Source organism: Streptacidiphilus neutrinimicus (assembly GCF_000787815.1).
Lineage (GTDB): Bacteria > Actinomycetota > Actinomycetes > Streptomycetales > Streptomycetaceae > Streptacidiphilus > Streptacidiphilus neutrinimicus.
The window spans coordinates 55239-79187 of record NZ_BBPO01000037.1; the positions used below are offsets into that span (position 1 = coordinate 55239).

Sequence of the window (23949 nt, forward strand, 5' to 3'; positions counted from 1 at the left end):
GGCCGGGGCGGGGGTGAGGGTGTAGGTGTAGCGGGCGGCGTCGGCGGGGGTGGCGGTGGTCTCGACGGCCAGGGGCAGCCCTGACTCCGTCGCCACCGTGACGCGATTGGTAATCAGCAGGGGAGCGGGTTGGTCGAGTTGGAGTGCGGCGGTCTCGTCGGGGTGAGGCATGCGGGCGGTGACCGACTCGCGCCACTCCACGGGCCCGTGCGCCATGAACAGGGCGGTCAGCGTCTCGGCGAGTGTCTGGGCGGGCTTCTTCGCGAGCGTCGTGCCGGTGATGCGCTCCATGGGCAGGATCGTGCGGTGCAGTGCGCGGGCACCTGACTGCTCGTGGGTCATGAGGCGTTCGACGCAAAGGGCGGCTTCGCCTTCGTCGATTTCAAGGGCGACGGCCTGGTCGGCGTTCAGGCGCAGATGCGTGGCAGTCGGTTTGTCGACGACGGTCCAGCCCGCGGCGGCGGGGTCCGTATCGCGGGGGTAGGGGGTGTGCCCGGCTGCTGGCTGGGTGCGGACGAAGGTGCCGCGTCCCTGCTGGGCGTCGAGGAGTCCTTCTGTGCGCAGTGAGGCGACGGCTTGGCGGACGGTGGGGCGGGAGACGTCGTAGAGCTCGCACAGCTGGTCTTCGGTCGGGATCCGTTGGCCTGGCTGCCATTCGCCGGCGGCGATGGTGCGGCGCATCTCGGCGGCCACCTGCTTGTACAGCGACTGGGCCTTGATGATCGCCATGGCTGCTGCCCTCCTCACCTGCGTGGCCGCTCGGGTGGCCACGACACCTTGTTATCGAACGGTTATTCGAACACGTTCGCGCTGATCAGACGCCCTGCAACTGCCCTCATTCGTCAGTTGTAAGCATGAATCCCCTTGCGTCGGGGGTCAAGGCGGCGCATCCTCGACCTCGCCGATATTCATCATGACAACTGACGAATGTTGTCTGGGGTTCGAGAGGTTCGAGCTGTGTCGATCAAGAATCTGCCGCTGGACGCGGGCCGCCTGGGTACCGCGCTGTGCGTGTCCGTGGAGTGCAAGACCGACCCGGAGACGGGCGTGGTGAAGACGGACCGGGACGGGGTTCCGGTGTGGACGGTCGGGGTTGCGGTGCGCCCCGACGCCCGGCGTGCGGCGCTGATGGAGGTGGCCGTCTCGGGGGAGCCGGAGGGGATTCAGCCTGGGATGTACGTGGACTTGGTGGAGCCGGAGGCGTTCATGTGGGAGATGAACGGCCGGTCGGGGCTGTCGTTCCGCGCCGCCAAGGTGCTCCCCGCCGCCTCCCCGATCCTGACCCCGCCCCCGGCCAAGCCTGCCGCGGACGCGGCGGTCGCGACGAAGGCGGGCGCGAAGTGAGCGGGCGTACCTGGTGGCACCTGCAAGAGCGGTTAGCCGATCTCGCCTCGCTCGGGGCGGAGCTGCACGCGGGCCTCGAGCAGGGCGAGTACCGGTTCCTTCTCGCGGTCATCGCGCCGATGGCCACCGACGCCGCGCGCCTGGCCTCCGACCTGGAGACCGTGCTGCGCAACGAGATGGCGGAGAACGGCGTGGAGCTGCCCCCGCTCGACCTGGGCACAGGCGGTGCACCGTGATCGGGGCGGACGGGGCCGCCGGCTGCGGTGGCCTCGTCGGGGCGGCCTGCGAGATACAACGCCAGCAGGAGGAGAGTGGCAGCGGGGTCGGGGGGCGGATCTTCTGGACGATCGTGATCCTGGGGACCGCCGCAGCCATCAGCCTGCGCATCCTCGCCCCGACGCTGCGCGCTAGGTACCCGCAAGCCTGGTGGCGGCTGATCGGCTTCCCGCTCACCTGGGCGCGGGTGCTGTGGACCTGGCGCAAGCTCGCGGCCCTGCGGGACCTGTCGGTCGCCAAGCGCCCGCCGCTCGCCCTGATCGGCGGCGACGTCATGGTCCGCGGCCGGTCACTGCGCCCCGCCGCGCCCCGCCTCGGGGTGCCGAAAGTGGAGCACGGTGGCCTCGTGGTGCGCGTCAAGATGCACCCCGGGCAGGTCCCCGAGCAGTACGCGCAAGCCGCGGAGGCCATGGCACACGCCTTCAAGGTGTTCCGCGTGCTGGTCCACTCCCAGCAGTACGGCTACGTGCACCTGCGCCTGATCGCCTGGGACCCGCTGGCCAACCCGACCGTCCCCGCGCACCACCGGGGGCAGTTCATGCGCGCGTCGGTCGGGCAGTGGGAAGACGGCTTCACCTGGCACATCGACCTGCGCGAGATCCCGCACTGGCTCATCGTCGGCGCCACCCGCTCCGGCAAGTCCACCCTGCTCGCCGCGCTGGTCGCGGAGTGGGCCAGGCAACCGCTCGCCCTGGTCGGCATCGACCTCAAGGGCGGCATGGAACTGGGCCTGTTCGAACCCCGCCTCTCCGCGCTGGCCACCACCCGCGCGGAAGCGGCAGACCTGCTGGAGTACCTGGTCGACCTCGCGCTCGATCGGATGCGCATCTGCCGCGCGCACGCTGCGCGTTCCATCTGGAACCTGCCCGAGAACCTGCGCCCAGTTCCGGTCGTGGTCCTGGTCGACGAGGTCGCCGAGCTCTACCTCATGGCCAGCGGCGCCGAAAAGGCAGAGGTTGCGCGCGTCTCCACCGCACTGCTGCGCATCGGCCAACTCGGCGCGGCACTCGGGGTGCACCTGCTCATCGCCGGGCAGCGCGTCGGCTCCGACCTGGGCACCGGGGTGACCGCGCTGCGCGCGCAGCTCGGCGGCCGGGTCTGCCACCGCGTGAATGACCCCGCCACCGCCGAAATGGTCCTGGGCGACGTCAGCCCCGACGCCGTGATGGCGGCACAGCAGATCAGCCCCACCCAACAGGGCGTAGTCATCGGCTACGCCGACGGGCGCGTGATGCGCGGACGCTCGCTGCTGGTCACTCCGGACGAGGCCCGCCGCACCTCCGCCCGGTACGCGCACATGACCCCGCCCCTCCCCGCGCTCCAAGAGATCGAGGACGCGGTGTCGGCCGGGACGGTGGTGGACCAGTGACGCTCACCATCCCGCTCGTCTCGTTCCTCCTCGTGGTGATCTTCCTGATCGTCCGCTCCGGGGAACTGCGCATCTGGCAAGTCCTCCTGGTCGGCCTGGCGGGCTTCTACCTCGCCCGCAGCCCCATGGGGAACTTCATCGCCTTCACCACCCAGTGGCTCGTCTACGGCTTCACCCACAACCACTAGGAGGCCCGCATGCCACCCCTGCCACCACCCCCGCCTCCGTCCCTCACCGCAGCCCCCGGCCGATCTGCGCACACATGCGCGCCGTCGGGACTGCGGCCCCACCCGCCCTGGAGACACCCGCCATGACCATCCCGAACCCGTACGACAGCCCCACCGCGCGGCGAGCCTTCCTCGCCCACCTGGACCGGCTCGCCGCGCTCGACGACACCGAACAAGACCTCGTCCGCTTGGGCCAAATGCCTGACTTGCACCGGTGGTTGGAGCAGATCCGAAATATCGGCGGCTGCGCCCACCCGATCTACATCACCGGCCGCACCACCACCCGCGACACGCACACGGGTGCAGTGCTGCGCCACTACACCACCCACGGCGAACCCGGGGGCAGGCTTGCGATCCGCTGCGGCAACCGGCGTTCCGGCCGCTGCCCATCCTGCTCACGCCTCTACCAGGGGGACACCTTCCACCTCATGCGCGCGGGCCTGATCGGCGGCAAGGGCATCCCGGACGACGTGCGCACCCACCCTCGCGTCTTCGCCACCCTCACCGCTCCGTCCTTCGGAGCTGTGCACCGTGCGGGAACCTGCCACACCACCCGGCGCGGCCGATGCACGCACGGCCGGGCGCGCCGCTGCCGGATTGCGCACGCCGGCGGTGACGGGCTGATCGGGCAGCCGGTCTGCACGGATTGCTACGACTACGTTCTCCACATCCTGTGGAACGCGCACGCGCCCCGACTGTGGAACGCCTTCAGCATCAACCTGTACCACCACTTCGCGGCGGCGGCCGGGATCAAGCGTTCCAAGATCCGAAAGCACGTGCGCATCTGCGCCGCCAAGGTCGCCGAGTACCAGGCACGCGGAGCGATCCACTTCCACACCGTGATCCGGATCGACGGACCCAACGGCCCCGGCAGCACGCCCGCCGCCTGGGCAACCACTGAACTGCTGATCGAGACGATCCGGACTGCGGCCGGTGCCGTGAACCTCTCCGCCCCGCCCTCATCCGCCTACGGCGAACGCCAACTGCCTTACGGGGATCAGCTCGAAGCACACGCGCTCCGCGCAGACGCCGGCGGCACGCTCACGGACGAACAAGTAGCCGCCTACGTCGCCAAGTACACCACCAAGAGCGCCCACGAATCCGGTGCACTCGACCACCGGATCGGCCACCCCGACCGCATCCCACACCTGCCCCTCACCGCTCACCACCGGGCACTGATCGGGACCTGCTGGCGACTCGGCCACGTACCCGAACTTGCTCACCTCAACCTGCAAGCCTGGGCGCACACCCTCGGCTACCGAGGACACTGCCTCACCAAGAGCCGCACCTACTCCACCACCTACACCGAACTCCGCGCCGAACGCGCCCACCACCAAGGCGCGCTCTACACCCACGACACGGACGACGCTGTCACGGAGTCGGCTTGGGCTTACGCGGGGTCGGGGTACCGGGCAGGCGAACAGCTCGTTGCGGCTGCTATCTGGGAAGACGTGCTCGCGGTACGTGATCTCGCGGTGCCGTCTTGAATGGCAAGAAGGCAGAAGGGACGACATCCGCGGTGGGGCGGATGCGCGCGTCGGTCCCGACTCCCGAGGAGTGGGCACGGGAGCAGTTGCAAAGGGCTCCCGTGCGCTCTGAAGCTTGGATGAGGCGGATCGCGCAGATCTACGGTTTGGAAGCGGGCGCATCATCGCCCGACTCGTCCTCTTCTTCTTGAGTGCGCCAGACCGGTTCGATCTTGGAGGGATCGAAGGCACGTCGGCCACCGCCGACGGGGTGGATGATCACTGCTATCAGGCTCTCGGAGATGGCCGCCTGTCGCTGATCGAGAGTGAAGTCGGGGTCCTTCCACTTCTGCCGGAGGTCAGCCACCGCGGTCATCCTCCTGGTGCGCAGGCTGTCGATCTTCTTCCGCTCGGCAAGCAATGCGCGCTCGTCGTCCTCCAGCGCCTGGAGCAACGGGAAGAAGCGGCTTCCGCTGATGGCGTTGGCGCGGTACTGGTCGGTGAGTTCGCGGATCTTGTCCCGGACCGCCTGCAAGTCCTCGTGCCGGTCCCAGCCGGGCAACTCCTCAACCGCGCGGAGTGAGGCCCGCTCGTGGTCCTGGATCACCAACTCGGTGATGTAGCGATCCACAGGCTCCCCGGCACGCGAGCACCCGCCGCAGCCGCCCTCCTCCTTGGAGCGACACGAGTAGTAGTGCTCTTTGCCCCCATCCTTAGCCGTGCGTCGGCCGGCCTTCTGCCGTGCATTGCAGCGCCCGCATCGCACGAACGGAGAGAGCAGGTACTTCGTGGCGTGCCCGCGAGCGTCGCGTGGGGCGTCGCGCTCGTAGCTCGTCAAGTAGGGCTGGACAGAGGTGAACTCCTCTTCCGTGAAGATGGAGGGCCAGTTGCCTTGCACGGGCGTGCCGTCGCCCGAGAGCAAGATCTGTCCCTTGTACGTCTTGATCCCGTACAAGCGTGGGTTGGTCATGATCTGTTCGAACGAGCGGACCGTCCACGGGGCCCCGGTGACGGTCGGGACGCCCCGCTCTGTCCACTCCCTGACGATGGTCCTGGGAAGCTTGCCGCTGAGCAGGGACAGCCGAGCCTTCTTGAGATGCTCGACTTCGGCCAGGTTGAGCGTCTCCTTGTCGGCGTTCCATCCGAAGGGTCGGTAGGCACCCCCGGAGTTGCGACCCTTGAGCGCGGCCTTGCGCTTGCCGTTCGAGATCCGGCGCGAGATGTTGCGTGACTCGATGTTGCGCTGATTCACCTCGTTCCGCGCCATGGCAATCCCGGCATCGGTGCTCAGGTCGAGGAACCCGGTCAGCGCCGTGACGTAGACCCCGTGGCGCTCGACGAGATCGATCAGGTCTTCGAGATCGCGGGGGTCGCGCATGCCTCGGTCGATGTTCACGACCATGAGCGCGTTGTGCTTGCCCTGGCGGAGGTCCGTCAGCACGGAGTCCCACTTGGGGCGGATCACGCGGTAGGCGAAGGTGCCGTCCGGCAGGCGCACCCGGCGCTTCTTGAAGGCGGACGTGTCGTTCTCGGAGACCCGCCGGCCGATGCTCCCGCCGACGGCTTGCGCCTGCTCTACGAGGTCTTCCATCTGGTTCTCTACCTGCTCGCCGTCGCCCTCGGCGTCTTCCGACTCGCGTGCGTAGAGAATCCAGGACAGGTCGTCGGGGTCTATGTCCAGCTCGGTCCTTCCGCCTGCCCGGCGGGGGGTTCGTAAGGCCATGCATCGAAAGTACACCTGACCGGATGCTGACTTCGATCACCAACGGCATCGGGATCGGCTTCATCGTCTTCTGCATCCTGCGCGTCGCGACGGGGCGTTGGCGTGAGGTGCCGGTGGCGCTGTACGTGGTGGCGGGCGTGTTCGCGTTCTACTACCTGATGCCGGCGCTGGGGATCGGGCAGTAGGGCCCGGTCTGAGAGCACCGGAGGGGGCGGCAGAAGCATCGGCTCTGCCGCCCCCTCGTCTTTCTAACCTTGTGCGGTGCCCGTGGGGGCGTCCGCGTACCGCCTTGAGTAGCCGGATCAGCTCGTTCCGCCGGATGACTGGCAATCGCGCCTCATCGATCGGGAGCCGCGGGTTGCGCGCGGCGATCCCGGTGCGTTCGGGGAATGCTGGGCTGGACGCGGCCTGCCTATGGCCGATGTGAGCGAGGGCGGCCATGGCTAGTGCGATCGAACAAGAGGGGAACCCGGCTCGTCGGGGCAAGGTCATGGGCTGGCTGGCCAAGGTGTTCGAGCGCAACCCCTCCGGGCTCCACTGGCCCCGCGCGGTCATGTTCCTGGATGTCGCGCTGGTCCCGCTGCTCATCTTCTGGGCCATCGGCCACGAGCAGTACCTGCTCAGCGCAGTATTCGGGCTGCTGTTCAGCGCGCTGGCCGACCCGGGAGGCGGCTATGGGCGCCGCGCGTCGCACCTGGCCGTCTTCGGGTTGATCGGCGCAGCGGTGACCGCACTCGCGTCCGGCATCGGGGCAGACGCCTGGGGCTGGCTGGTCCTTGCGTCCTTCGCCGTCACGCTGGTGGCGAGCTTGGCGATCGCGTTCGGGGTGCACCGTTTCATCGGTGCAGTGCTGCTCAACGTGTGGTTCATCGTCGCCCTCGGCCTCGCGGTCAGCCTTCACCATGCCGCCCACATCAGCGACCACGCCTGGGCGCAGACTGCCGCCTGGGCGGGTGGCGTGGCACTGTGGCTCGCAGTGACCTTCGTCGGATGGCTGTTCACCGGACGCCACGACGTGTCCCAGCCCATGGCGGAACTGCCGGGGGACACTTCGCGGCGGAGGCTGACCCCGCAGCTGATCACCTTCGCGGTGCTCCGCGCCGTGGTCATCGGCGTCACCGTGGCGCTCGCTTTCGGGCTGAACCTGTCGCACGGCTCCTGGATGCCGATCGCGGCCATCGTCGCCTTGAAGCCGAGCCTGGAACAGGCCACCCTCGCATCGGCCCAGCGCCTTGTCGGCGCGCTGATCGGAGCCATTGCGGCCGCGCTGCTGCTGCTCATTCCGACCAGCGAGCACGGACTGAGGGTGTTCGCGGTCGAGCGTGGGCTCGAAGTGGTCGCCCTGGTCTTCTTCATGCACGGGGCGGCACTTCGCTTCTGGAACTACGCCCACTACTGCGCGGCCATCGCGGCGGGAGCGCTCATCCTGGTGGACCTGCCACAGCCGTCCGACTACGCCGCCGAGGGCTACCGAGTGGCATGGACCTTCTGCGGGGTGGGCATCTCTTTGCTTGCGCTGCTCCTCGCCGGCTTGCTCGCCAAGCACACGGCCAAGCCGCCGCCGCAACAAGCGTGAATGGACCTGACTTGGCACCCGAAGAGTGCCGTCAGGGTCCAGGTGGCGCCGCTTTTCTGCATCCTGCGCATCGCGACGGGGCGTTGGCGTGAGGTGCTGGTGGCGCTGTACGTGGTGGCGGGCGCGTTCGCGTTCTACTACCTGATGCCGGCGCTGGGGATCGGGCAGTGAGCTAGCGCTTCTTGAGCCAAGGGGCGGCGGACCTTGACTGGTCCGCCGCCCCTTGCGATCCCAGGCAGATCCCGGTCAGGTCCGGCGTCGACGTGTATGCCGATCCGGAAGTGCTGCACCCTGGAGTGCCGTGACCTCGCCACCACTTCGGCGCAGTAGTTGGCTGTCCACCATCAGAGGGACGTTCGCTCATCGGCAGACGTGTCGACGTGGGTGCGGGCTCTGGTGCCGCCACATTGGCTACATGACCGCGAACTCGATGAGAGACCTGCTGCGGCGTGCGCAAACCGACATGGCCTTCGCCGAACTGGCACGGACGGCCCCTGACGCCGCGGCCGCCGAATACGACCTCACCGACAAGGAATTGGACAGCCTTCGTCGCCTGGACTGGGACCTCTATCGCTACATGGTCCCGAGTATCCGAGCTGACGACATGTCTATGACGGCTCCTCCGACGACCCTTACCGAGCCGATGCACCTGACGTACCACACGGGTCCGGTGCAGGAGAGCGGAGTGAGCGAACGTGAGGCCGAAGCGCGCCGTCGGGAACTGGTGGCCGACATCGCGATGCTGAGCGGACCCGAGCGTGTCGCGAAGCTCGAAGAACTGATGGAGTACGTGTAATGGCCTCGAACACCGCGCGTCGGCCGGTCGACATCTACATCGTCGGCCTCGGTATCCGCAACGTCCAGCAGATCACCCGCGAGGCCGAACAGGCCATCCAGCTCAGCAAGAAGGTCTTCACGGTACACGCCGGGTTCGGGCTCGACGAATTCCTGAAGACCCTGTGCCCCGACGTTCGCAGCCTGGTGGGCAAGTACGAGGAGGGCGGCGACCGGCTGCGCACCTACCGGGCCATGGCGGCGGAGGTCCTCAACGCGGCTCTCGACGATTCCCCCGTGTGCTTCGCGTCCTACGGGCACCCCAAGATCTACGTGTACCCCACGAACCTGATCGAGAAGGCCGCGCCGCTGCTCGGCCTGACCGTCAGGGTCCTGCCGGGCATTTCCGCCCTGGACACCATCCTGGCCGATCTGGGGCTCGATCCGGGACCGAATGGTCTACAGATGTACGAAGCAACCGACCTCCTCGCTCGTGAGCGTCCCCTCCAGCCCGATGTCCCCTGCCTGTTGTGGCAGGTCTCAGCCGTTGAGAGCGCGATGTACTCCACCAAGCGAGGCAACGCCGAGCGGTACCGCCGCCTACAGGATTTCCTGGTGCGCACCTACCCGCCCGGCCACCAGCTCACGATGGTCCTCAGCCCCACCTACGCACTCCTCGAACCATTGAAGGAAACCTTCCCGGTGGGCGAACTCGCCGAGCGGCTGGCTCGCGGCCTCCAGATCGGGACGCTCTACATCCCGCCGACGCATGAACGCGCGATCAGCAACCCCGACCTCCTTCGCGAAGCCTTCGAAGCCGAGCACCTTGATCGGATCACCACGGCCTCCTGAGCCGCGGGGAAGCTTCGGAGTCAATCGAACGGGTCGGGCACATTCACTGGCGCGGCCCGGGGCTCGCCGGCGCCAGCCGGAGCCCTCGCATTGCAGGCGGGAAGCGGTATCTCGCGTCGGCGTCGAGCGCGGAGCTGCAGTTCCGACACACCGGCAGGCCGGGAAGGTCCGGGCCGTCGGCGACCTTCCCACACCAGGTGCGGTTCTGCTTGCGGATGGCATGACGTACCTTCATGGCGGCGGCTGCGGTGGCGTATTCCAGATTGGGCACGTATCGGAAGCCTAGTTCGCCGACGCCATGACAGCTACTGCGTTGTTCGGTGGCAGGCCACGACGTGCGCCTCGGCCCCCCGCAGGGCACCATCGCAGGCGCCGGCTCAGCTACCGCAGGCGCACCCGGCGTCTGTCGACTTCGCTGCCTGGCTGGTGCAGCAGGCGTCGCCGATCATGACGGGAGCTTTGCCCAGGTGGTCGGCGTCGGCCTTGACGACGTAGACCTCCCAGGGCTCCTGGCCGGGGCCGTGGACCCACACCTTGTCCTGGAGGGCGTAGCAGCAGGAGGTGTCGTTCTCCTCGAAGGTTGCAAGGCCCGCGTCCTTCAGGCGGGCGGTGGCCGCGGTGACGTCGTCGGAGCTGGTGACCTCGACGCCGAGGTGGTCGAGGCGGGTCGCCTGGCCGGGCTCACCCTCGAGGAGTACGAGCTTCAGGGGCGGCTCGACGATGGCGAAGTTGGCGTAGCCGGGGCGGCGCTTGGCGGGCTCGGCGCCGAAGAGCTTGGAGTAGAAGGCCACCGACGCGTCGAGGTCGGCGACGTTGAGGGCGAGCTGGACGCGGGACATGCGAACCTCCACGGTCGGATCAGCTTGTTTTGATATCTGTCGATGCAGCTTCGAGCTTGCCCCTCTGGATCGATGGATGTCAACATAGACACATGTCGAAATCAGAGCTGACGGTCATCGACCGGGCGCACGCCGATCAGAACGCGGACGCATGCTGCTCGCCGATGGTCCGCGAACCCCTGGAGGAAACCGCGGCCGTCGACCTGGCGAAGATGTTCAAGGCCCTCGGCGACCCGGTCCGCCTGCGGCTGCTCTCGCTGATCGCGTCGTTCGAGGGCGGCGAGGCCTGCGTCTGCGACCTGACCGGCCCGTTCGACGTCTCCCAGCCCACCATCTCCCACCACCTGAAGGTGCTGCGCGAAGCCGGGCTGGTCGACAGCGAGCGGCGTGGCACCTGGGTCTACTACTGGGTGCTGCCCCCGGCCCTGGCCAGGCTCTCCTCGCTCCTCCAGGCTCCCGCCGACGCCCAGCTGCCGCTCGGAGAGGGCAGATGACCGTGTCCGCCCCGCTCGCCCGCCGCGCCGCCGCCGAGGCGATCGGGACGGCCGTGCTCGTCGCGACGGTGATCGGCTCCGGGATCCAGGCCACCAACCTGACCTCGGACGTAGGACTCCAGCTCCTCGCCAACTGCCTGGCCACCGTCTTCGTCCTCGCCGTGCTGATCGCCCTGCTGGGCCCGGTCTCCGGTGCCCACTTCAACCCGGCCGTCACGCTGGCCGCCTGGTGCAACGGCCGCCGCGACCGGACCGGCCCCGACGCGCGCGAGGCCGGTGTCTACACGCTCGCGCAGACCGCCGGGGCGATCGGCGGCGCGGTCCTGGCCAACGCGATGTTCGCCGAACCGCTCGTCGCCTGGTCGACCCGTCACCGCTCGGCGGGACATCTGTGGCTCGCCGAAGCCGTCGCCACGGCCGGCCTGGTGCTGCTGGTCTTCGGCCTCGGCCGGACCGGACGCGAACGCCTCGCCCCGCTCGCCGTGGCCGCCTGGATCGGGGCGGCCTACTGGTTCACCTCCTCCACCAGCTTCGCGAACCCCGCCGTCACCATCGGCCGGATGTTCAGCGACACCTTCGCCGGGATCGCCCCCTCCTCCGCTCCGGCGTTCATCGCCGCGCAGCTGGTCGGGGCCGTGATCGGCCTCGGCCTGGTCGCCTTGCTCTTCGGCCCCTTTCGCGCGGCCGAACCCGCTGCGGTCGCGGCTGCGGGCGAGCGTGAACTCGCGCCGTCCGGTCGCTGAGCCGTCCGCCCTCCTCCCCGAACTCATCGAAACGAGTCGCAGCGTGAGTCCGTCCCGCCCGTCCGTGCTGTTCGTCTGCGTCCACAACGCTGGGCGGTCCCAGATGGGCGCCGCGTTCCTGAACCACCTGTCCGAGGGCCGCGTCGAGGTGCGCTCCGCCGGATCCGCGCCGGCCGACGCCGTGAATCCGGCCGTGGTCGAGGCCATGGCCGAGGTCGGCATCGACCTGTCCGGCCAGAAGCCGAAGATCCTCACCGCCGACGCCGTCCAGGCGTCCGACGTCGTCATCACCATGGGCTGCGGCGACGCGTGCCCGATCTTCCCCGGCAAGCGCTACCTGGACTGGAAGCTGGAGGACCCCGCCGGGCAGGGCGTCGACGCCGTCCGCCCGATCCGCGACGAGATCGAACGGCGCATCCGCGGCCTGCTCACCGAACTCGACGCCCAGGCCCGCCCCTGACCCGCGTGGTGGAGCTGGCCACCCATGCCCGTCCCCATCCCGAGATCCGGTAGCGCCGCGGCTGTCCGCCCAGGGTGCTGGCCGCGGTCAAGGCGGCCTTCGCGTTGAGCCGCGACGACCTGTCCTCGATCTCGGTTGCGGCACCGGGCAGTTCGCTCTCCCGCTGGCGTCCCGGGTCCGCTCCGTCGTCGGCATGAACCCGGAGCCCGACATGCTCCGACTCGCCGCCGCGGCCGCCGCGGAGCAGGAGGCGCGGAACGTGACCTGGGTCCTGGGATCGGACACCGACCTCGCGGGCAGGGTGCCGCCGGCTCAGTGCTGTCCGAGGAGGGCGGCGGTGGCGGCAAGGGTGGCGAGAGAGAAGGTGGTGGTGACGAGGACGGCGCGGTTGGCGAGGGCCTCGCCGACGCCGTACTCCTGGGCGAAGATGAAGGTGTTCTGCGCCGTGGGCAGTCCGGCGCAGACGACGACCGCGAGCAGTTGCGGATGCGTCAGGTGGAGGAGCAGCCCTGCGAGGAGGGCCGCGCCCGGCTGCAGGACCAGTTTCAGCACCGTGATCACGCCGATCTCCGTGCGCGGGACCCTCTGCTGTTCGGCGTCGCTGTGGAGAGAGGCGCCCAGCGCGATCAGGGCGACGGCGACGGCGGCGGACGCCAGCAGGTTCAGCGAGCCCGAGAGCTGGTTCGGTACCGGCAGGTGCCAGGCCGACCAGATCACACCGAGCACGGAGCCGAGGATCACCGGGTTGCGCACCGGCAGGCTCGCGATCCGGCGCACTCGCACCCTGCCGTGTGCGTCGCCGTGCCGGTCGAGGGCGATGAGGATGACGGGTGTCACCACGAGGACCTGGAAGAGCACGACCTCGGCGAGGAAGGTCACGCTGTGCAGCACCTGCTGGGCGATGGGGATGCCCAGGTTCGCTGAGTTGACGTACCCGGCGGCTATGCCCCAGACCGGGCGTTCCCCCGCCTTGCGGTTGAACAGCCGGCCGGCGCCGAGCCAGGACGTGCCGACGACCAGGGCCGTGCTGACGCCGAACGCGCCCAGGGCGCGCACGTCGAAACCGGCCAGCGGCATCGTGGAGAGCGTCAGGAAGAGCGCGGCGGGCATCGCGAGATGGAAGACGAACCGACCCAGCACCACGGCGGCGGTGTCGCCCAGCAGCCCGCGGCGACGCGCCGCGTACCCGACCGCCGTCAGGACCCAGATCGGGATGAAGGCACTGACCAGACTCACGAGGCTGTGCGCCGCAGGCGCCGGCCTGCCGCTTGCGTCACGTGAACTACCGTTTCGCTGGGCAACATTGTGGCGGCGTCTCTCACGGCGAGCAGCTGATCATTCCGGGCCTCAGGGCGTCAATCGCTGATTGATCGAACTGGCGGATCCCCGATTGGACGCCGTGTCGAGGCCGTGCCCGGGCCGCGTCGGACGGGGACATCCGGACGGGGCCGTGCCCGGGACGGAGCAAGTTGCCGGGCAGTCGCGCGGCGGGGCTCTAGCGAGGAGTCAGTGACCGGCGCGAGGATGTTTCCATGACGGTTGCCGATCGCGCCATGGAACAGTTGGCGTCATGGTCCAGCCTGGCTCACGGCCCCTCCGACTGCGTCACGGGTGAGGCCCTGTGGGCCGGAACCCGCGAGATCGCCCATCTGCACGGCGACCGGCGGGTCGCACTCTGCCTCACCACGGACACGATCATCCGCCTGCGCGACGAGCTGGAGCTCTGCAGCGCGGTGCGGCTTCGGCCGGACTCCCCGTGGGTCACCGTCGTGGTCGAGTGCGACACCGACGCCGATCTGCTCATGACGCTGGTCAGCGCGGCACTCCAAGCCCACTTCGCACAGCGGCCGACGCCCGAGGCGGGGCCGTGCGACATCGAACAGAGCACGATCATCCACCTGCAGGACACGCCGACTCAGCGACCTGGCGCCACGGCTGGGAGGACGCATGCCCGAGGAATCGCCCGACGACGGAGCCATTCGCGACGTCACCCGGCGGCTTGAGGCCGCCTACCAGGACCGATGCAGCTCGGAGGAGGTTTCCACCGCGGTCTCCGCGGCCTTCGAGCACTTCAAGGACAGCAGGATCCGGGACTTCGTACCCGTCCTCGCCGAGCGCGTCGCCCGCGCGGCACTCGACGGCCGGGGCGGAGGGAGCGCAGGGAGCAGACAAGGACGACAGGTCGGACAGGTCGGACAGGTCCGACAGCCCGATGCGGCCGTCGATCCGGCTGCTCCGGCCGCCCCGGCGTGACCGGTGGACCCGGCATGGCCGGGATAGCGGGTTGACGGGGTGCGGGCTGAGCGGATCTCCTGCTGCCGTGTTCAGTCCTGTGCCTGATTCCGCGCCCGAGCCCGTGCCTGATTCCGCGCCCGAGCCCGTGCCCGAGTCCGTGACCGAGCCACTGTCCGATCCCGTCTCCACGACGCCCCAGCTCACCTTTGTGGAGCCGGCAGGCGATGACGTGCTTGCCGACTGGCAGCACGTCCACAACGTGATCATCCCGACGGGAGCCCTCTCGCTCGACGAGGTGCGAGAGCGGGCCGGGCGCTACCACCTGGAGGTCGCCTACCTCGACGGCGAGCCGGTGGGCTGCACGACCGTACGCCCGCCCGGAAGCGACAGCCCGGCCACCGGCACCGTGATCGCCCGGATCCTGCCCGGCCACCGTCGCCGGGGCTTCGGGGAGCAGCTCTACCGGCGCGCCCTGGAGCGGGCCCGCGCGGTTGGCGCCACCGTCGTCGAGACCGTCGTGCTGGCCTCCAACGAGGACGGCCTGCGGTTCGCCGAGGCCCACGGCTTCGTCGAGTTCGACCGCTACGTCCTGCCGGGCGACACCGTCGCCTACGTCGATCTGCGCCTCGGCTGACCCAGACCATTGTGCCGTTGGCGCGCACCGTCTGGCCCGGCCCAAGACGAGGGCGATCTGGCCTTCGAGGTCCCTGGTCGTGTTCGTCGCGTCGGCAGAGGGCCTTGCGCGCACCTTCACCCGGCGTCGTACAACGCCGCGAGATCGCGCCTGAGCCGACCTCGATGCGCTGCGACGCGCTGCGACGGGCGCGCTGCGACGGGCGCGCTGCGACGGGCGCGCTGCGACGGGCGCGATGGGCCGCGACACGCTAACCGTCGGCGTCCGTGCCCCCGTGCGCGGCGGCGGCTTCCCGGACGAGGTTCCGCTCCAGGCTCTCCAGTGCGTGCAGGGCCGTGGCGCGCTCCTCCTCGGACATGTCGCCGGTGACGAGGGACTCCAGTTCGCCCCAGACCTGCTCCACCTGGCGGCGCAGGGCCTGGCTGGCGGCCGTCGGTTCGATGATCGACGCGCGCCCGTCGGTGGGGGAGGGGTTGCGTCGGACGAATCCGGCCTGCTCCAGCCGCCGGATGGTGCGGGTCATGGTGGCGGCGTCGGAGTCCATCAGCCGCACCAGGTCGGCCTGCCGCTGCGGGCCGAGCTCCCACAGGTGCATCATCACCAGCTCCTGGCCGGGGTGCAGTCCGATGGGGCGCAGGAGTTGACCGGCGAACATGCGGTGCAGACGGGCCAGCCGGAAGATCGCGTGGCTGACCGGCCCGCCACCGGCCGCCGAAGGCACCGGCACGGTCGCGGTCGTCTCGGCGCCGGCGCCCGTGTTGGCCTCCCCCCGGGATTCCTCAGGCGGTCGCGTCATCTCTTCCCCTCATTCCTGTTCAGTCAAGTAATCCTACCGCAGAGGGTGCTCGCCCGGTGGCATTGCGGGCTGGTCCGCGCGTTTCTGCAGGGGAAATGGTGTGATGTAGGTCACATGGTCACCCGGAATCGATCCTCGAGCTTTACCTGTTCGAACAGCTATCTACTCCGTCGGCTCCCCCGAGCCGCCAGAGCAACACTCCTGCCGAACGAGGAAGAGACCATGACCACCGCTTTCGATCCGATCGACCTGGGCGGCCTCCGTCTCGCGAACCGCGTCGCGATGGCCCCGATGACCCGCAGCCGCGCCTTCGGGCCCGGCGCCGCGCCGACCGAGCTGATGGCCACGTACTACGCGCAGCGGGCGGGCGCCGGGCTGATCGTCACCGAGGGGATCCAGCCCTCGCCCGTCGGCCAGGGCTACCCCGACACCCCCGGGCTGCACACCGCCGCGCAGGCGGAGGCGTGGCGGACCGTCACCGACGCCGTGCACGCGGCGGGCGGGGTGATCTTCGCGCAGCTGATGCACACCGGCCGGATCGGTCACCCCAGCCTGCTGCCCGACGGCCTAGCCCCCGTGGGTCCCTCGCCGGTGGCCGCCAAGGGCCAGGTCTACACCCACGAGGGGCCCAAGGCCTTCGTGACGCCGGTGGAGCTGAGCGAGGCGGAGATCCGGCAGACGATCGCCGACTTCGCGGCCGCCGCGCGCCACGCCGTCGCGGCCGGGTTCGACGGCGTGGAGATCCACGGCGCCAACGGCTACTTGATCCACCAGTTCCTCGCCCCCAACAGCAACCGGCGCACCGACGGCTGGGGCGGCGACACCGAGGGTCGGATCCGGTTCGCCGTCGAGGTCGTCTCCGCCGTGGCCGAGGCGATCGGCAGCCACCGCGTCGGGCTGCGTGTCTCGCCCGGAAACCCGTTCAACGACATCGCCGAGGACAACCCGGGCGAGGTCTACCCCGCGCTGCTGGACCGGCTCGCCGGCTTGGACCTGGCCTATCTGCACGTGATGGAGGGTCCGGACCGGGAGCTGACCGCCCGGCTGCGCAAGGCCTGGTCCGGCGCCTTCGTCCTCAACCCGTTCACCCACCCGGACGCCACCGGCCCCGACGCGCTGGCGCTGGTCGAGGACGGCACCGCAGACATGATCGCCTACGGGGCGCTCTTCCTTGCCAACCCCGACCTCCCCGCCCGGCTCGCCGCGGGTGGCCCGTACAACACTCCCGACCCCGCCACGTTCTACGGCGGCGACCACCGCGGCTACACCGACTACCCCGCGCTCGCCGCCTCCGCCGGCCCCTCCGCCTGAGCGGCGGCCGCGCCGACCTCGACGCAGAGTGATTCAGAAGGGCGGATCACGCGTGCGCCGACATCCGGCCGCCCGCACGCCGCGGCACCGCAGCGCCGGCACCCCGCTGCGCGCACGCCAGGACGCGCACGCCGGCCACGACGCGCACGCCATGACATGCATGCCAGCCACGACGCGCACGCCACGACGCGCAGCCCACGACACGTATGCCACAACACACCACCCACTCCAGGCACCCCGCCACGTCCCTGACCCGCAAGGAGCTCGAGATGTCCAAGGCCATCGTCTTCACCGAGTACGGCACGCCTGACGTGCTGCGGCTGACCGAGGTCACCCCGCCGGAACCGGGCCCGGGCCAGGTCCGGATCCGGGTGCGGGCCGCGTCCGTGAACCCGCTTGACATGAAGATCCGGTCCGGCCGGATGGCGGCCGCCGCCCCGGCGCAGTTCCCGGTGATCCCGGGCCTGGACGCGGCCGGGATCGTCGACGCCGTCGGCGAGGGCGCCGACGCGGCCGTGGGCGACGAGGTCCTCGGCAGCACCCCGGGCGGCAGCTACAGCGAGTACGCCCTGCTCGACCGGCCCGTCGCCAAGCCGTCGGCCCTGTCCTTCGAGACCGCCGCCTCCCTGGTGACGGTCGGTCAGACCGCGCAGCGCGTGCTCGCGCAGCTGGGTGTGGAGCCCGGCCGGACCCTGCTCGTCCACGGAGCCGGCGGCAGCGTGGGCTTCGTCGCCGTGCAGCTGGCCGTCGCCGCCGGCGTCACCGTCGTCGCCACCGCTGGGGAGCACGACATCGAGCGCGTCACCGCCCTCGGTGCCACCGCGGTCCGCTACGGCGACGGCTGGGTGGAGCGGGTCGAGGCAGCCGCCCCGCAGGGGGTCGATGTTGTCTTCGACACCTCCGGCGCCGGGGTGCTCGCCGAGTCGGTCGCCCTGGTGGGGGACAGCGCGAAGGTCATCACCATCGCCGACATGACCGCCGCCCAGCACGGCGTCCGCTTCAGCGCGGGGGCCGGCGACCAGTCGGGCGTGTCCCTGCCGGAGCTGGTCCGGCTGGCCGCCGATGGCAAGCTCACGGTGCCGATCTGGCGCACCTATCCCCTCGCTGAGGCGGCCCTGGCCCAGGCCGACCTGGAGGCCCACCACAACCACGGCAAGGCCGTGCTGCTTCCCTGACCCCGACGGCCGGGCTCTGCGGCCCGGCCTGGAGCAGATCCCCACTCCTGGACGGTCTCGCCGCCCGGCACATCGTCGTCGGCGTCGACTATCCCGGCAGCGGCGGCACCCCCGCTCCACCACCCCGCTGCGGCTCGGCGGCCTCGCCGACCAGCCCGTCGCGGCCGCCGTCGCCGCAGGCCTGGAGACCTCCGCCTGCACGGTTACTCCCTCGGCGCCCCGGTCGCCGTCCGCGCCGCGGTCCGTCACCCCGAGCGTGTCGCCGCCCTCACGCCGACCGCGAACTTCCCCTATCAGGACAACCGGCTCAGCCCGGCCACGCCGATCTGGGCCAGGCTGGCCGAGACCGACCGCGACCTGCTGGCCCAGTTCCTGACGATGACGGCCCCGGGGGCGGACGCGCTGGAGGCGATGTCGGCCGCGGAGCTCCAGCAGGCCATCGGCTTCACCGCCGCCAGGCATCGTCCCGGGCCCTCCCGAGCACGCTGCGCCATGTGGCGTTTCGGCGGGGTGGTGGCGGCGCGCCGAGGTGGGCGGCCTGCGGGCCACCCGCGTTCCCCAGGCCCAGGTTTGATTGCTAGATTGCGCAACCGTGCAACTGACTGGCGGGGCTCCGGCGTCCCCAAGGTTGCCACCTGCCGTCGAGCGAGGGAAGTGACGATGACCGTGGACCGGGAGCAGGCCGTACCCGGCTCGCGCAGCACGCGCCGCGCCGCGTCGCAGAGCCGTGCCGTGCGGGTCAGGCCGCGCGGCCGTGCGAGGCGCGTCGCCAAGGTCGGCGGCATCGTCCTGGCCGTACTCGTGCTGATCAGCGCCGGCGCGGGCCTCTGGCTCTACAACAAGCTGAGCGGGAACATCAACACGGTCTCCCTCGGCGGCAATGCCAATCTCGGCACGGAGAAGGCGGACGCCTTCGGCCGGACACCCATCGACATCCTGGTGCTCGGCACCGACGCCCGGAACACCGCCGAGGACTGCCGGCTCGGCGGCGACTGCGGCAGCGGCGGCTACGGCAACGCCGATGTGGAGATGGTCGTCCACATATCCGCGGACCGCTCCAACGCCACGGTGATGAGCATCCCCCGCGACACCATGGTGCACGTCCCGGCCTGCGCCGACCCGAAGAACCCCAAGAACGCCACCCAGGGCTACTACGGGATGATCAACAGCGCACTGGGCTACGGCCCGCTGTGTCAGATGCAGACCATCCACCAGCTCAGCGGCGTCCCGCTGAGCCACTTCATGATGATCAGCTTCTCCGGCGTGGTGAGCATGTCCGACGCCGTCGGCGGCGTCCAGGTCTGCGTCGACAACAACGTCTACGACACGTACTCGCACCTGAAGCTGGCCAAGGGCACCCACACCCTCAAGGGCGTCGGCGCCCTGGAGTTCGTGCGCTCGCGCCACGGCTTCGGCGACGGCAGCGACCTGGGCCGCACCTACGCCCAGCACATCTACCTCTCCTCGCTCATGCGCAAGATGAAGAGCGCCGGGACCCTCGCCGACCCCGGCGCGCTCTACAGCCTCGCGGACTCCGCCACCAAGGCCCTCACCGTCGACAGCAGCCTCGGCAGCGTCGGCTCGCTGCTCGGCCTGGCTGCCGACGTGGCCAAGGTCCCCACGAACCGCATCACCTTCACCACGATGCAGACCATGGCCGACCCCAACAACTCCGCCCGGGTCGTGCCGGCCCCCGGCGCCCAGGCGATGTTCGCGGCCATCGCCAACGACCAGTCCCTCAGTGGCGGCTCGTCCGCCAAGCCCTCCGCGGCCCCCAGCACCGCCCCGGCCGAGCCCACCGTCTCGCCCGCCGACGTGTCCGTGCGGGTCGAGAACGGCAGCGGCGTGACCGGCCGGGCCGGGGACGTGGCGGCGGCGCTGACCGGCAAGGGCTTCGGCGGCGGCACCACCGCGTCCAACGCGCCCGTGCAGACGGCGACCACAATGCTGCGCTACCCCGCCGGGGACAAGGCCAAGGCGCAGACCGTCGCCTCCGCGCTGGGCATCCCGGCCGCGCACGTGTCCGAGGACGCCGCGGTCAGCCGGGTCACCCTGGTCATCGGCGCCGACTGGACCAGCGGCACGTCCTATCCGGGCGGCAGCGCCAAGCCCGCGCCCGTCAGCACGCACGAGGCGCTGTCCGACTCCCACGCCGAGACCGCGGACCAAACCGACACCTGCGCCCCGGTCAGCACGTTCCACACGGTCGAGCTCAACGGCGTCCCGATGACGCCCAGTCAGGCCTACGCCCGCGCCACCAACGTCCCCAACTCCGCGCCCTGAGTCCGGCGGCCGGCTGACCGGCCAGTGGGGCGACTCACCGGCCGTGCTCAGCGCCGTCGGCCGGGGCCGCTCCGTCGCCGGGGCGGCGCTCCGCTGGCCCGGTGCGGCGCTCCGTCGGCCTGCGGGGCGCTCCCAGTCGATGCCGTGGCTTATCGGTCGGCGCGGCGGGCGCGGTAGCACTCCGTGCGGTACGGGAGCTCCACGTGTGCGCGGCCGACCAGGGCGGGGTGGCGGTCGAACAGCTCGCGGACCTCGGCGAGGAGGGCCTCGCGATCGGCCGCCTGCATGGTGATCACGTAGCTGCGCGAGTTCACGAGGTCAACGAGCTGATCACCCGTCAGCGTGTGGCTCCACTCGACGTCGAACCGCTCGACCGGGCCGAAGAGGCCGGGGTGGTCGGCCAGCCGCTCCACCCCCTCGCCGCCGGTGGCCGGGGCGCCGTGCGGGGTGAGCAGCCGGCCGAGGGCGGCGACCCAGTCCTCGCGCTCGTCGCGGATGTTCCAGACCAGCCCGAGCGTCCCGCCCGGCCGCAGCACCCGGGCCGCCTCGGGGACGGCGACGGCGGTGTCGACCCAGTGCCAGGCCTGCGCCGCGAGCACGACGTCGGCGGACGCGTCCGCGAGCGGCATCGCCTCGGCGGATCCGGCGAGCACGCGCGCGCCGGGCGCGGCGAGCGTCAGTTGCTCCCGCATGCCCTCGGACGGCTCGACAGCCGTGACCGCCAGGCCCCGCGCGCACAGCGAACGGGTCAGCTTCCCCGTCCCCGCGCCGAGGTCGACCACGTCACGCGGTGCCGTCCGCCCCTCGGGGGCGACGGCGAGCAGCCAGTCCAGCGCCGCCGCCGGGTACTCGGGGCGTCCCCGCTCGTACGCGGCAGCAGCGGCGCCGAACGAGTTGGCCTGGACGGTGCGGTCGGTCAGGTTGTGCTCGGTGCGGCCGTGGTCGGTCTGGTCGTGGTCGGTCCGACTGTCGTCGGTCTGGCCGTGCGAGCTGTGCATGCGTTTCTCCCACCCTGGCGACGGTTCGCAGCCGATGCTTCCGGCACCCGCCGCGCCGGACAACCCCATACCGGCCGCATTGTTAGGCACGTCACTCCGGGCCCAGGGGCCAATCTGGTTTCCTTAGCAAAGGTAATGAGCTAGGGTAACTAATATGCCTGAGTTGCCGGAGTCGACGGACAGCGCGTCGGCCGACCACCTGACCGACGACGTGGCGATCGCCACGCTGCGGTCCGCGGTGATGCGTCTGGCCCGGCGGCTGCGCCATCAGCGGGTGGAGGAGTCCCTCACACCCACTGAGATGCAGGTCCTGGCCACGCTCGCGCGCTGCGGGAGCGCCACCCCGGGGGAGCTCGCGCGCCGCGAGCACGTGCAGCCGCCGTCGATGACGCGAATCATCGCCATGCTGGAGGAGAAGGGCCTGGTACGGCGCGAGCCGCACCCCCAGGACCGCCGGCAGGTGGTCGTCAGCAGCACCGAGCAGGCCGAGAGCATTCTCGACCAGAGCCGAGCCAAGCGTGACGCCTGGCTCGCCCAGCTCAGCTCGGGGCTGACCGAGGAGGAGCGGGCGGTGCTGCGCGCCGCTGCGCCCGTCCTGGAGAAGCTCGCACAACTCTGAACCGCACCGTCGAATCCGGCGCCCAGGCATCGAAGGAGAGAGAAGAGCAGGACAACCGCACAGGGGACGCGCAGCTTTGCATTCGTCGCACGGAGAGTCAGACACCACAGAAGCCCAGACGATCGAAACCCGGCCGACCGGCACGCGGACGGCCGAGGTCCGGACGGCCGAGGTCCGGCCGACGGAGGCCCGGACCACCGAGGCCCGGACCACCGAGGCCCGGACCAGCAGGAACGACAACTTCACACGCACCAAGCGCGGAGGCATGTTCTCCGCACTGCACAACCGCAACTACCGCTACTTCTTCACGGGTCAGGTCGTGTCCAACTCGGGCACCTGGATCTCCCGCATCGCCCAGGACTGGCTGGTGCTCAGCCTGACGGGCAGCGCCTTCGCCGTGGGCGTGACCACGGCCATGCAGTTCCTGCCGGTCCTGCTGTTCGGCCTGTTCGGCGGCGTCATCGCCGACCGCTTCCCGAAGCGGCAGCTGCTGATGGCCACGCAGGGCGCCATGGGGCTGCTCGCCGCGGGCCTCGCCGTGCTGACGCTGGCCGGGGTCGTCCGGCCCGAGCACATCTACGTGTTCGCCTTCCTGCTGGGCCTGGTGACGGTCGTGGACAACCCGGCCCGGCAGACCTTCGTCGTGGAGATGGTCGGCAAGTCCGACCTGGCCAACGCCGTCAGCCTCAACTCGGCCAACTTCCAGACCGCCCGGCTCGTCGGCCCGGCCATCGCGGGCGCGCTGATGGCCGCCGTGGGCGCCGGGTGGGCCTTCGCCGTCAACGCGCTGTCCTTCGGGGCGGTGATCCTCGGCCTGCTCGCGATGCGGAGCAGCGAGCTGCGCCGGCAGCCCCGGCTCCCACGCGAGAAGGGCCAGCTGCGGGAGGGCCTGCGCTACGTCGCCGAACGCCCCGACCTGATCTGGCCGATCGTCCTGATCGGCTTCATCGGCACCTTCGGCTTCAACTTCCCGACCGTGCTCTCGGGCTTCGCCTACTCCGTCTTCCATGTCGGACCCGGCCAGTACGGTCTGCTCAACACCGCCTTGGCGATCGGCTCCCTGGTCGGCGCGCTGCTCGCCGCCCGCCGCGCGCGGCCCCGGCTGCGCCTGCTGGTCGCCGCGGCGCTGGGCTTCGGCCTGCTGGAGGCGGTCGCCGGGCTGGCACCGGACTTCTGGGCCTTCGCGGTGCTGCTGACGGTGGTCGGCCTGCTCGGCCTCACCTTCAACACGGCGGCCAACGCGCTGGTGCAGCTCCGTACGGCGCCGGAGATGCGCGGCCGGGTGATGAGCCTGTTCATGATGGTCTTCGCAGGCGGTACGCCGCTGGGCGCACCGGTGGTGGGCTGGCTGACGCAGCAGTACGGACCGCGCGTCGGCCTGTTCGCCTGCGGCCTCGTCTCGTCGGGCGCGGCGGCGCTGATCGGGCTGGTGCTGGCGCGGATCGGGAATCTGCGGCTGCGGCTGGACCTCGCGCACGGGTTCGGCCAGGAGGGACGCGTGCTGGCGCTGGTGCCCCGGTGACGTGATCAAATCCCTTCTGAGCTGGGGGTTTTCACCCTTGTGAGTGATTGCTGGGGAGGGGATGGGGTGTCAAACTTGTTCTATGGACGCCTCGATGTTCGGGGGCGGGTGTGAAGGTGGAGAGGCGTCCATGGGTGGGGGTTTTGCCTCGCTCGGGGATGCTTTTCGGGCCGACCCGCTGACCCCTGTCTCTTCCCGTCAGTCTCCCCGCTCCCTGTCTGCTTCCTCTTCCT

At 70.3% G+C, this 23949-nt stretch carries 28 protein-coding genes and 2 pseudogenes; 22 read left to right on the forward strand and 8 right to left on the reverse strand.

Features of this window, described 5'->3' with window-relative positions; all coding sequences use genetic code 11:
• On the reverse strand, window positions 1-729 hold a 729-nt coding region (locus tag TR48_RS22815; RefSeq protein WP_042370290.1), incomplete at its 3' end, for a GntR family transcriptional regulator.
• A gap of 228 nt (window positions 730-957) precedes the next feature.
• On the opposite strand from TR48_RS22815, the gene TR48_RS42175 reads away from it, so the two are divergent.
• The 5 genes from TR48_RS42175 (at window position 958) to TR48_RS22840 (ending at window position 4703) form a co-directional block, all read left to right on the forward strand.
• Window positions 958-1344, forward strand: a complete 387-nt coding sequence (locus TR48_RS42175) for a hypothetical protein (RefSeq protein WP_052442903.1) — start codon at window positions 958-960, stop codon at window positions 1342-1344.
• Complete coding sequence (locus TR48_RS42180) at window positions 1341-1580, forward strand: hypothetical protein (protein ID WP_042370292.1); 240 nt, start codon at window positions 1341-1343, stop codon at window positions 1578-1580. Before TR48_RS42175 ends, TR48_RS42180 begins: the two co-directional genes overlap by 4 nt.
• A complete protein-coding gene (locus TR48_RS22830; protein ID WP_236652276.1) occupies window positions 1577-2989 on the forward strand; it encodes an FtsK/SpoIIIE domain-containing protein in 1413 nt (470 codons plus the stop codon). Before TR48_RS42180 ends, TR48_RS22830 begins: the two co-directional genes overlap by 4 nt.
• Window positions 2986-3177 (forward strand): hypothetical protein, encoded by a 192-nt coding sequence (locus TR48_RS22835; protein WP_042370294.1) that lies wholly within the window; start codon window positions 2986-2988, stop codon window positions 3175-3177. Before TR48_RS22830 ends, TR48_RS22835 begins: the two co-directional genes overlap by 4 nt.
• Window positions 3178-3299: 122 nt before the next feature.
• The gene (locus TR48_RS22840; protein WP_236652277.1) at window positions 3300-4703 is read left to right on the forward strand and encodes a replication initiator; all 1404 of its coding nucleotides are present in this window, start codon (window positions 3300-3302) and stop codon (window positions 4701-4703) included.
• Window positions 4704-4842: 139 nt separating this feature from the next.
• Here the strand turns inward: TR48_RS22840 and TR48_RS22845 are convergent, their stop codons facing one another.
• On the reverse strand, window positions 4843-6405 hold the full coding sequence (locus tag TR48_RS22845; protein ID WP_042370296.1) for a recombinase family protein: 1563 nt from the start codon (window positions 6403-6405) through the stop codon (window positions 4843-4845).
• 32 nt (window positions 6406-6437) lie between these two features.
• On the opposite strand from TR48_RS22845, the pseudogene TR48_RS42185 reads away from it, so the two are divergent.
• The 5 genes and pseudogenes from TR48_RS42185 to TR48_RS22860 form a co-directional block, all read left to right on the forward strand.
• Window positions 6438-6590: pseudogene (locus TR48_RS42185) on the forward strand (NCS2 family permease); the annotation flags it as partial.
• 305 nt (window positions 6591-6895) lie between these two features.
• Window positions 6896-7981, forward strand: a complete 1086-nt coding sequence (locus tag TR48_RS22850) for an FUSC family protein (protein WP_152628118.1) — start codon at window positions 6896-6898, stop codon at window positions 7979-7981.
• On the forward strand, window positions 7982-8152 hold the full coding sequence (locus TR48_RS44465; RefSeq protein WP_170183553.1) for a hypothetical protein: 171 nt from the start codon (window positions 7982-7984) through the stop codon (window positions 8150-8152).
• A gap of 244 nt (window positions 8153-8396) precedes the next feature.
• On the forward strand, window positions 8397-8777 hold the full coding sequence (locus TR48_RS22855) for a hypothetical protein (RefSeq protein ID WP_042370299.1): 381 nt from the start codon (window positions 8397-8399) through the stop codon (window positions 8775-8777).
• On the forward strand, window positions 8777-9607 hold the full coding sequence (locus TR48_RS22860) for an SAM-dependent methyltransferase (RefSeq protein WP_042370301.1): 831 nt from the start codon (window positions 8777-8779) through the stop codon (window positions 9605-9607). The genes TR48_RS22855 and TR48_RS22860 overlap by 1 nt, the downstream gene beginning before the upstream one ends.
• Before the next feature lie 43 nt (window positions 9608-9650).
• On the opposite strand, the gene TR48_RS42190 is transcribed toward TR48_RS22860, so the two are convergent.
• Both TR48_RS42190 and TR48_RS22865 read right to left on the reverse strand, forming a co-directional pair.
• Complete coding sequence (locus TR48_RS42190; protein ID WP_152628119.1) at window positions 9651-9878, reverse strand: hypothetical protein; 228 nt, start codon at window positions 9876-9878, stop codon at window positions 9651-9653.
• A 106-nt stretch (window positions 9879-9984) separates the two neighbouring features.
• Window positions 9985-10446 carry an ArsI/CadI family heavy metal resistance metalloenzyme gene (locus tag TR48_RS22865; RefSeq protein ID WP_042370303.1) on the reverse strand — a complete coding sequence of 154 codons (462 nt, stop codon included), beginning with the start codon at window positions 10444-10446 and terminating at the stop codon, window positions 9985-9987.
• A 92-nt stretch (window positions 10447-10538) separates the two neighbouring features.
• Here TR48_RS22865 and TR48_RS22870 point away from each other — a divergent pair, with 92 nt between their 5' ends.
• From TR48_RS22870 to TR48_RS45700, 4 genes and pseudogenes are all read left to right on the forward strand, one after another.
• On the forward strand, window positions 10539-10940 hold the full coding sequence (locus TR48_RS22870; RefSeq protein ID WP_063771039.1) for an ArsR/SmtB family transcription factor: 402 nt from the start codon (window positions 10539-10541) through the stop codon (window positions 10938-10940).
• Complete coding sequence (locus TR48_RS22875; protein ID WP_052442904.1) at window positions 10937-11683, forward strand: aquaporin; 747 nt, start codon at window positions 10937-10939, stop codon at window positions 11681-11683. The genes TR48_RS22870 and TR48_RS22875 overlap by 4 nt, the downstream gene beginning before the upstream one ends.
• A gap of 43 nt (window positions 11684-11726) precedes the next feature.
• Complete coding sequence (locus TR48_RS22880; RefSeq protein WP_042370305.1) at window positions 11727-12143, forward strand: arsenate reductase ArsC; 417 nt, start codon at window positions 11727-11729, stop codon at window positions 12141-12143.
• A gap of 163 nt (window positions 12144-12306) precedes the next feature.
• Window positions 12307-12375 (forward strand): annotated as a pseudogene (locus TR48_RS45700) (hypothetical protein); the annotation flags it as partial.
• An 80-nt stretch (window positions 12376-12455) separates the two neighbouring features.
• Here TR48_RS45700 and TR48_RS22885 read toward each other — a convergent pair.
• Window positions 12456-13379 (reverse strand): AEC family transporter, encoded by a 924-nt coding sequence (locus TR48_RS22885; protein WP_042370308.1) that lies wholly within the window; start codon window positions 13377-13379, stop codon window positions 12456-12458.
• A 296-nt stretch (window positions 13380-13675) separates the two neighbouring features.
• On the opposite strand from TR48_RS22885, the gene TR48_RS22890 reads away from it, so the two are divergent.
• The 3 genes from TR48_RS22890 (at window position 13676) to TR48_RS40750 (ending at window position 15012) form a co-directional block, all read left to right on the forward strand.
• Entirely contained in the window at window positions 13676-14146 is a 471-nt protein-coding gene (locus TR48_RS22890) for a luciferase domain-containing protein (RefSeq protein ID WP_063771040.1), read from the forward strand.
• On the forward strand, window positions 14091-14396 hold the full coding sequence (locus tag TR48_RS46620; RefSeq protein ID WP_369405604.1) for a three-helix bundle dimerization domain-containing protein: 306 nt from the start codon (window positions 14091-14093) through the stop codon (window positions 14394-14396). The genes TR48_RS22890 and TR48_RS46620 overlap by 56 nt, the downstream gene beginning before the upstream one ends.
• Window positions 14397-14535: 139 nt before the next feature.
• The gene (locus tag TR48_RS40750; protein ID WP_236652278.1) at window positions 14536-15012 is read left to right on the forward strand and encodes a GNAT family N-acetyltransferase; all 477 of its coding nucleotides are present in this window, start codon (window positions 14536-14538) and stop codon (window positions 15010-15012) included.
• Window positions 15013-15262: 250 nt separating this feature from the next.
• On the opposite strand, the gene TR48_RS22900 is transcribed toward TR48_RS40750, so the two are convergent.
• Window positions 15263-15808 carry a MarR family winged helix-turn-helix transcriptional regulator gene (locus TR48_RS22900; RefSeq protein WP_084729665.1) on the reverse strand — a complete coding sequence of 182 codons (546 nt, stop codon included), beginning with the start codon at window positions 15806-15808 and terminating at the stop codon, window positions 15263-15265.
• Window positions 15809-16030: 222 nt separating this feature from the next.
• Here TR48_RS22900 and TR48_RS22905 point away from each other — a divergent pair, with 222 nt between their 5' ends.
• A complete protein-coding gene (locus TR48_RS22905) occupies window positions 16031-17119 on the forward strand; it encodes an alkene reductase (RefSeq protein ID WP_042370309.1) in 1089 nt (362 codons plus the stop codon).
• A gap of 269 nt (window positions 17120-17388) precedes the next feature.
• Window positions 17389-18294 (forward strand): NADP-dependent oxidoreductase, encoded by a 906-nt coding sequence (locus TR48_RS22910; protein ID WP_042370312.1) that lies wholly within the window; start codon window positions 17389-17391, stop codon window positions 18292-18294.
• A 293-nt stretch (window positions 18295-18587) separates the two neighbouring features.
• Here the strand turns inward: TR48_RS22910 and TR48_RS44470 are convergent, their stop codons facing one another.
• Window positions 18588-18734 carry a hypothetical protein gene (locus TR48_RS44470; RefSeq protein WP_170183554.1) on the reverse strand — a complete coding sequence of 49 codons (147 nt, stop codon included), beginning with the start codon at window positions 18732-18734 and terminating at the stop codon, window positions 18588-18590.
• A gap of 220 nt (window positions 18735-18954) precedes the next feature.
• Here TR48_RS44470 and TR48_RS22915 point away from each other — a divergent pair, with 220 nt between their 5' ends.
• A complete protein-coding gene (locus tag TR48_RS22915; RefSeq protein WP_236652279.1) occupies window positions 18955-20577 on the forward strand; it encodes an LCP family protein in 1623 nt (540 codons plus the stop codon).
• A 149-nt stretch (window positions 20578-20726) separates the two neighbouring features.
• Here the strand turns inward: TR48_RS22915 and TR48_RS22920 are convergent, their stop codons facing one another.
• Window positions 20727-21575, reverse strand: a complete 849-nt coding sequence (locus tag TR48_RS22920) for a class I SAM-dependent methyltransferase (RefSeq protein ID WP_042370314.1) — start codon at window positions 21573-21575, stop codon at window positions 20727-20729.
• Window positions 21576-21729: 154 nt separating this feature from the next.
• Here TR48_RS22920 and TR48_RS22925 point away from each other — a divergent pair, with 154 nt between their 5' ends.
• Both TR48_RS22925 and TR48_RS22930 read left to right on the forward strand, forming a co-directional pair.
• A complete protein-coding gene (locus TR48_RS22925) occupies window positions 21730-22194 on the forward strand; it encodes a MarR family winged helix-turn-helix transcriptional regulator (protein WP_042370316.1) in 465 nt (154 codons plus the stop codon).
• A gap of 265 nt (window positions 22195-22459) precedes the next feature.
• Window positions 22460-23716, forward strand: a complete 1257-nt coding sequence (locus TR48_RS22930) for an MFS transporter (RefSeq protein WP_042370372.1) — start codon at window positions 22460-22462, stop codon at window positions 23714-23716.
• The last annotated feature ends 233 nt before the right edge of the window (window positions 23717-23949 follow it).

What these genes read in the sequence shown, in the direction of transcription:
- TR48_RS22840 (WP_236652277.1), top strand. Translation starts at nt 3,300, where the DNA reads ATGACCATCCCGAACCCGTACGACAGCCCCACCGCGCGGCGAGCCTTC.
- TR48_RS22845 (WP_042370296.1), bottom strand. Translation starts at nt 6,405, where the DNA reads ATGGCCTTACGAACCCCCCGCCGGGCAGGCGGAAGGACCGAGCTGGAC.
- TR48_RS22850 (WP_152628118.1), top strand. Translation starts at nt 6,896, where the DNA reads ATGGGCTGGCTGGCCAAGGTGTTCGAGCGCAACCCCTCCGGGCTCCAC.
- TR48_RS44465 (WP_170183553.1), top strand. Translation starts at nt 7,982, where the DNA reads ATGGACCTGACTTGGCACCCGAAGAGTGCCGTCAGGGTCCAGGTGGCG.
- TR48_RS22855 (WP_042370299.1), top strand. Translation starts at nt 8,397, where the DNA reads ATGACCGCGAACTCGATGAGAGACCTGCTGCGGCGTGCGCAAACCGAC.
- TR48_RS22860 (WP_042370301.1), top strand. Translation starts at nt 8,777, where the DNA reads ATGGCCTCGAACACCGCGCGTCGGCCGGTCGACATCTACATCGTCGGC.
- TR48_RS22865 (WP_042370303.1), bottom strand. Translation starts at nt 10,446, where the DNA reads ATGTCCCGCGTCCAGCTCGCCCTCAACGTCGCCGACCTCGACGCGTCG.
- TR48_RS22870 (WP_063771039.1), top strand. Translation starts at nt 10,539, where the DNA reads ATGTCGAAATCAGAGCTGACGGTCATCGACCGGGCGCACGCCGATCAG.
- TR48_RS22875 (WP_052442904.1), top strand. Translation starts at nt 10,937, where the DNA reads ATGACCGTGTCCGCCCCGCTCGCCCGCCGCGCCGCCGCCGAGGCGATC.
- TR48_RS22890 (WP_063771040.1), top strand. Translation starts at nt 13,676, where the DNA reads ATGACGGTTGCCGATCGCGCCATGGAACAGTTGGCGTCATGGTCCAGC.
- TR48_RS46620 (WP_369405604.1), top strand. Translation starts at nt 14,091, where the DNA reads ATGCCCGAGGAATCGCCCGACGACGGAGCCATTCGCGACGTCACCCGG.
- TR48_RS22900 (WP_084729665.1), bottom strand. Translation starts at nt 15,808, where the DNA reads ATGACGCGACCGCCTGAGGAATCCCGGGGGGAGGCCAACACGGGCGCC.
- TR48_RS22905 (WP_042370309.1), top strand. Translation starts at nt 16,031, where the DNA reads ATGACCACCGCTTTCGATCCGATCGACCTGGGCGGCCTCCGTCTCGCG.
- TR48_RS22910 (WP_042370312.1), top strand. Translation starts at nt 17,389, where the DNA reads ATGTCCAAGGCCATCGTCTTCACCGAGTACGGCACGCCTGACGTGCTG.
- TR48_RS44470 (WP_170183554.1), bottom strand. Translation starts at nt 18,734, where the DNA reads ATGGCCTGCTGGAGCTCCGCGGCCGACATCGCCTCCAGCGCGTCCGCC.
- TR48_RS22915 (WP_236652279.1), top strand. Translation starts at nt 18,955, where the DNA reads ATGACCGTGGACCGGGAGCAGGCCGTACCCGGCTCGCGCAGCACGCGC.
- TR48_RS22920 (WP_042370314.1), bottom strand. Translation starts at nt 21,575, where the DNA reads ATGCACAGCTCGCACGGCCAGACCGACGACAGTCGGACCGACCACGAC.
- TR48_RS22925 (WP_042370316.1), top strand. Translation starts at nt 21,730, where the DNA reads ATGCCTGAGTTGCCGGAGTCGACGGACAGCGCGTCGGCCGACCACCTG.
- TR48_RS22930 (WP_042370372.1), top strand. Translation starts at nt 22,460, where the DNA reads ATGTTCTCCGCACTGCACAACCGCAACTACCGCTACTTCTTCACGGGT.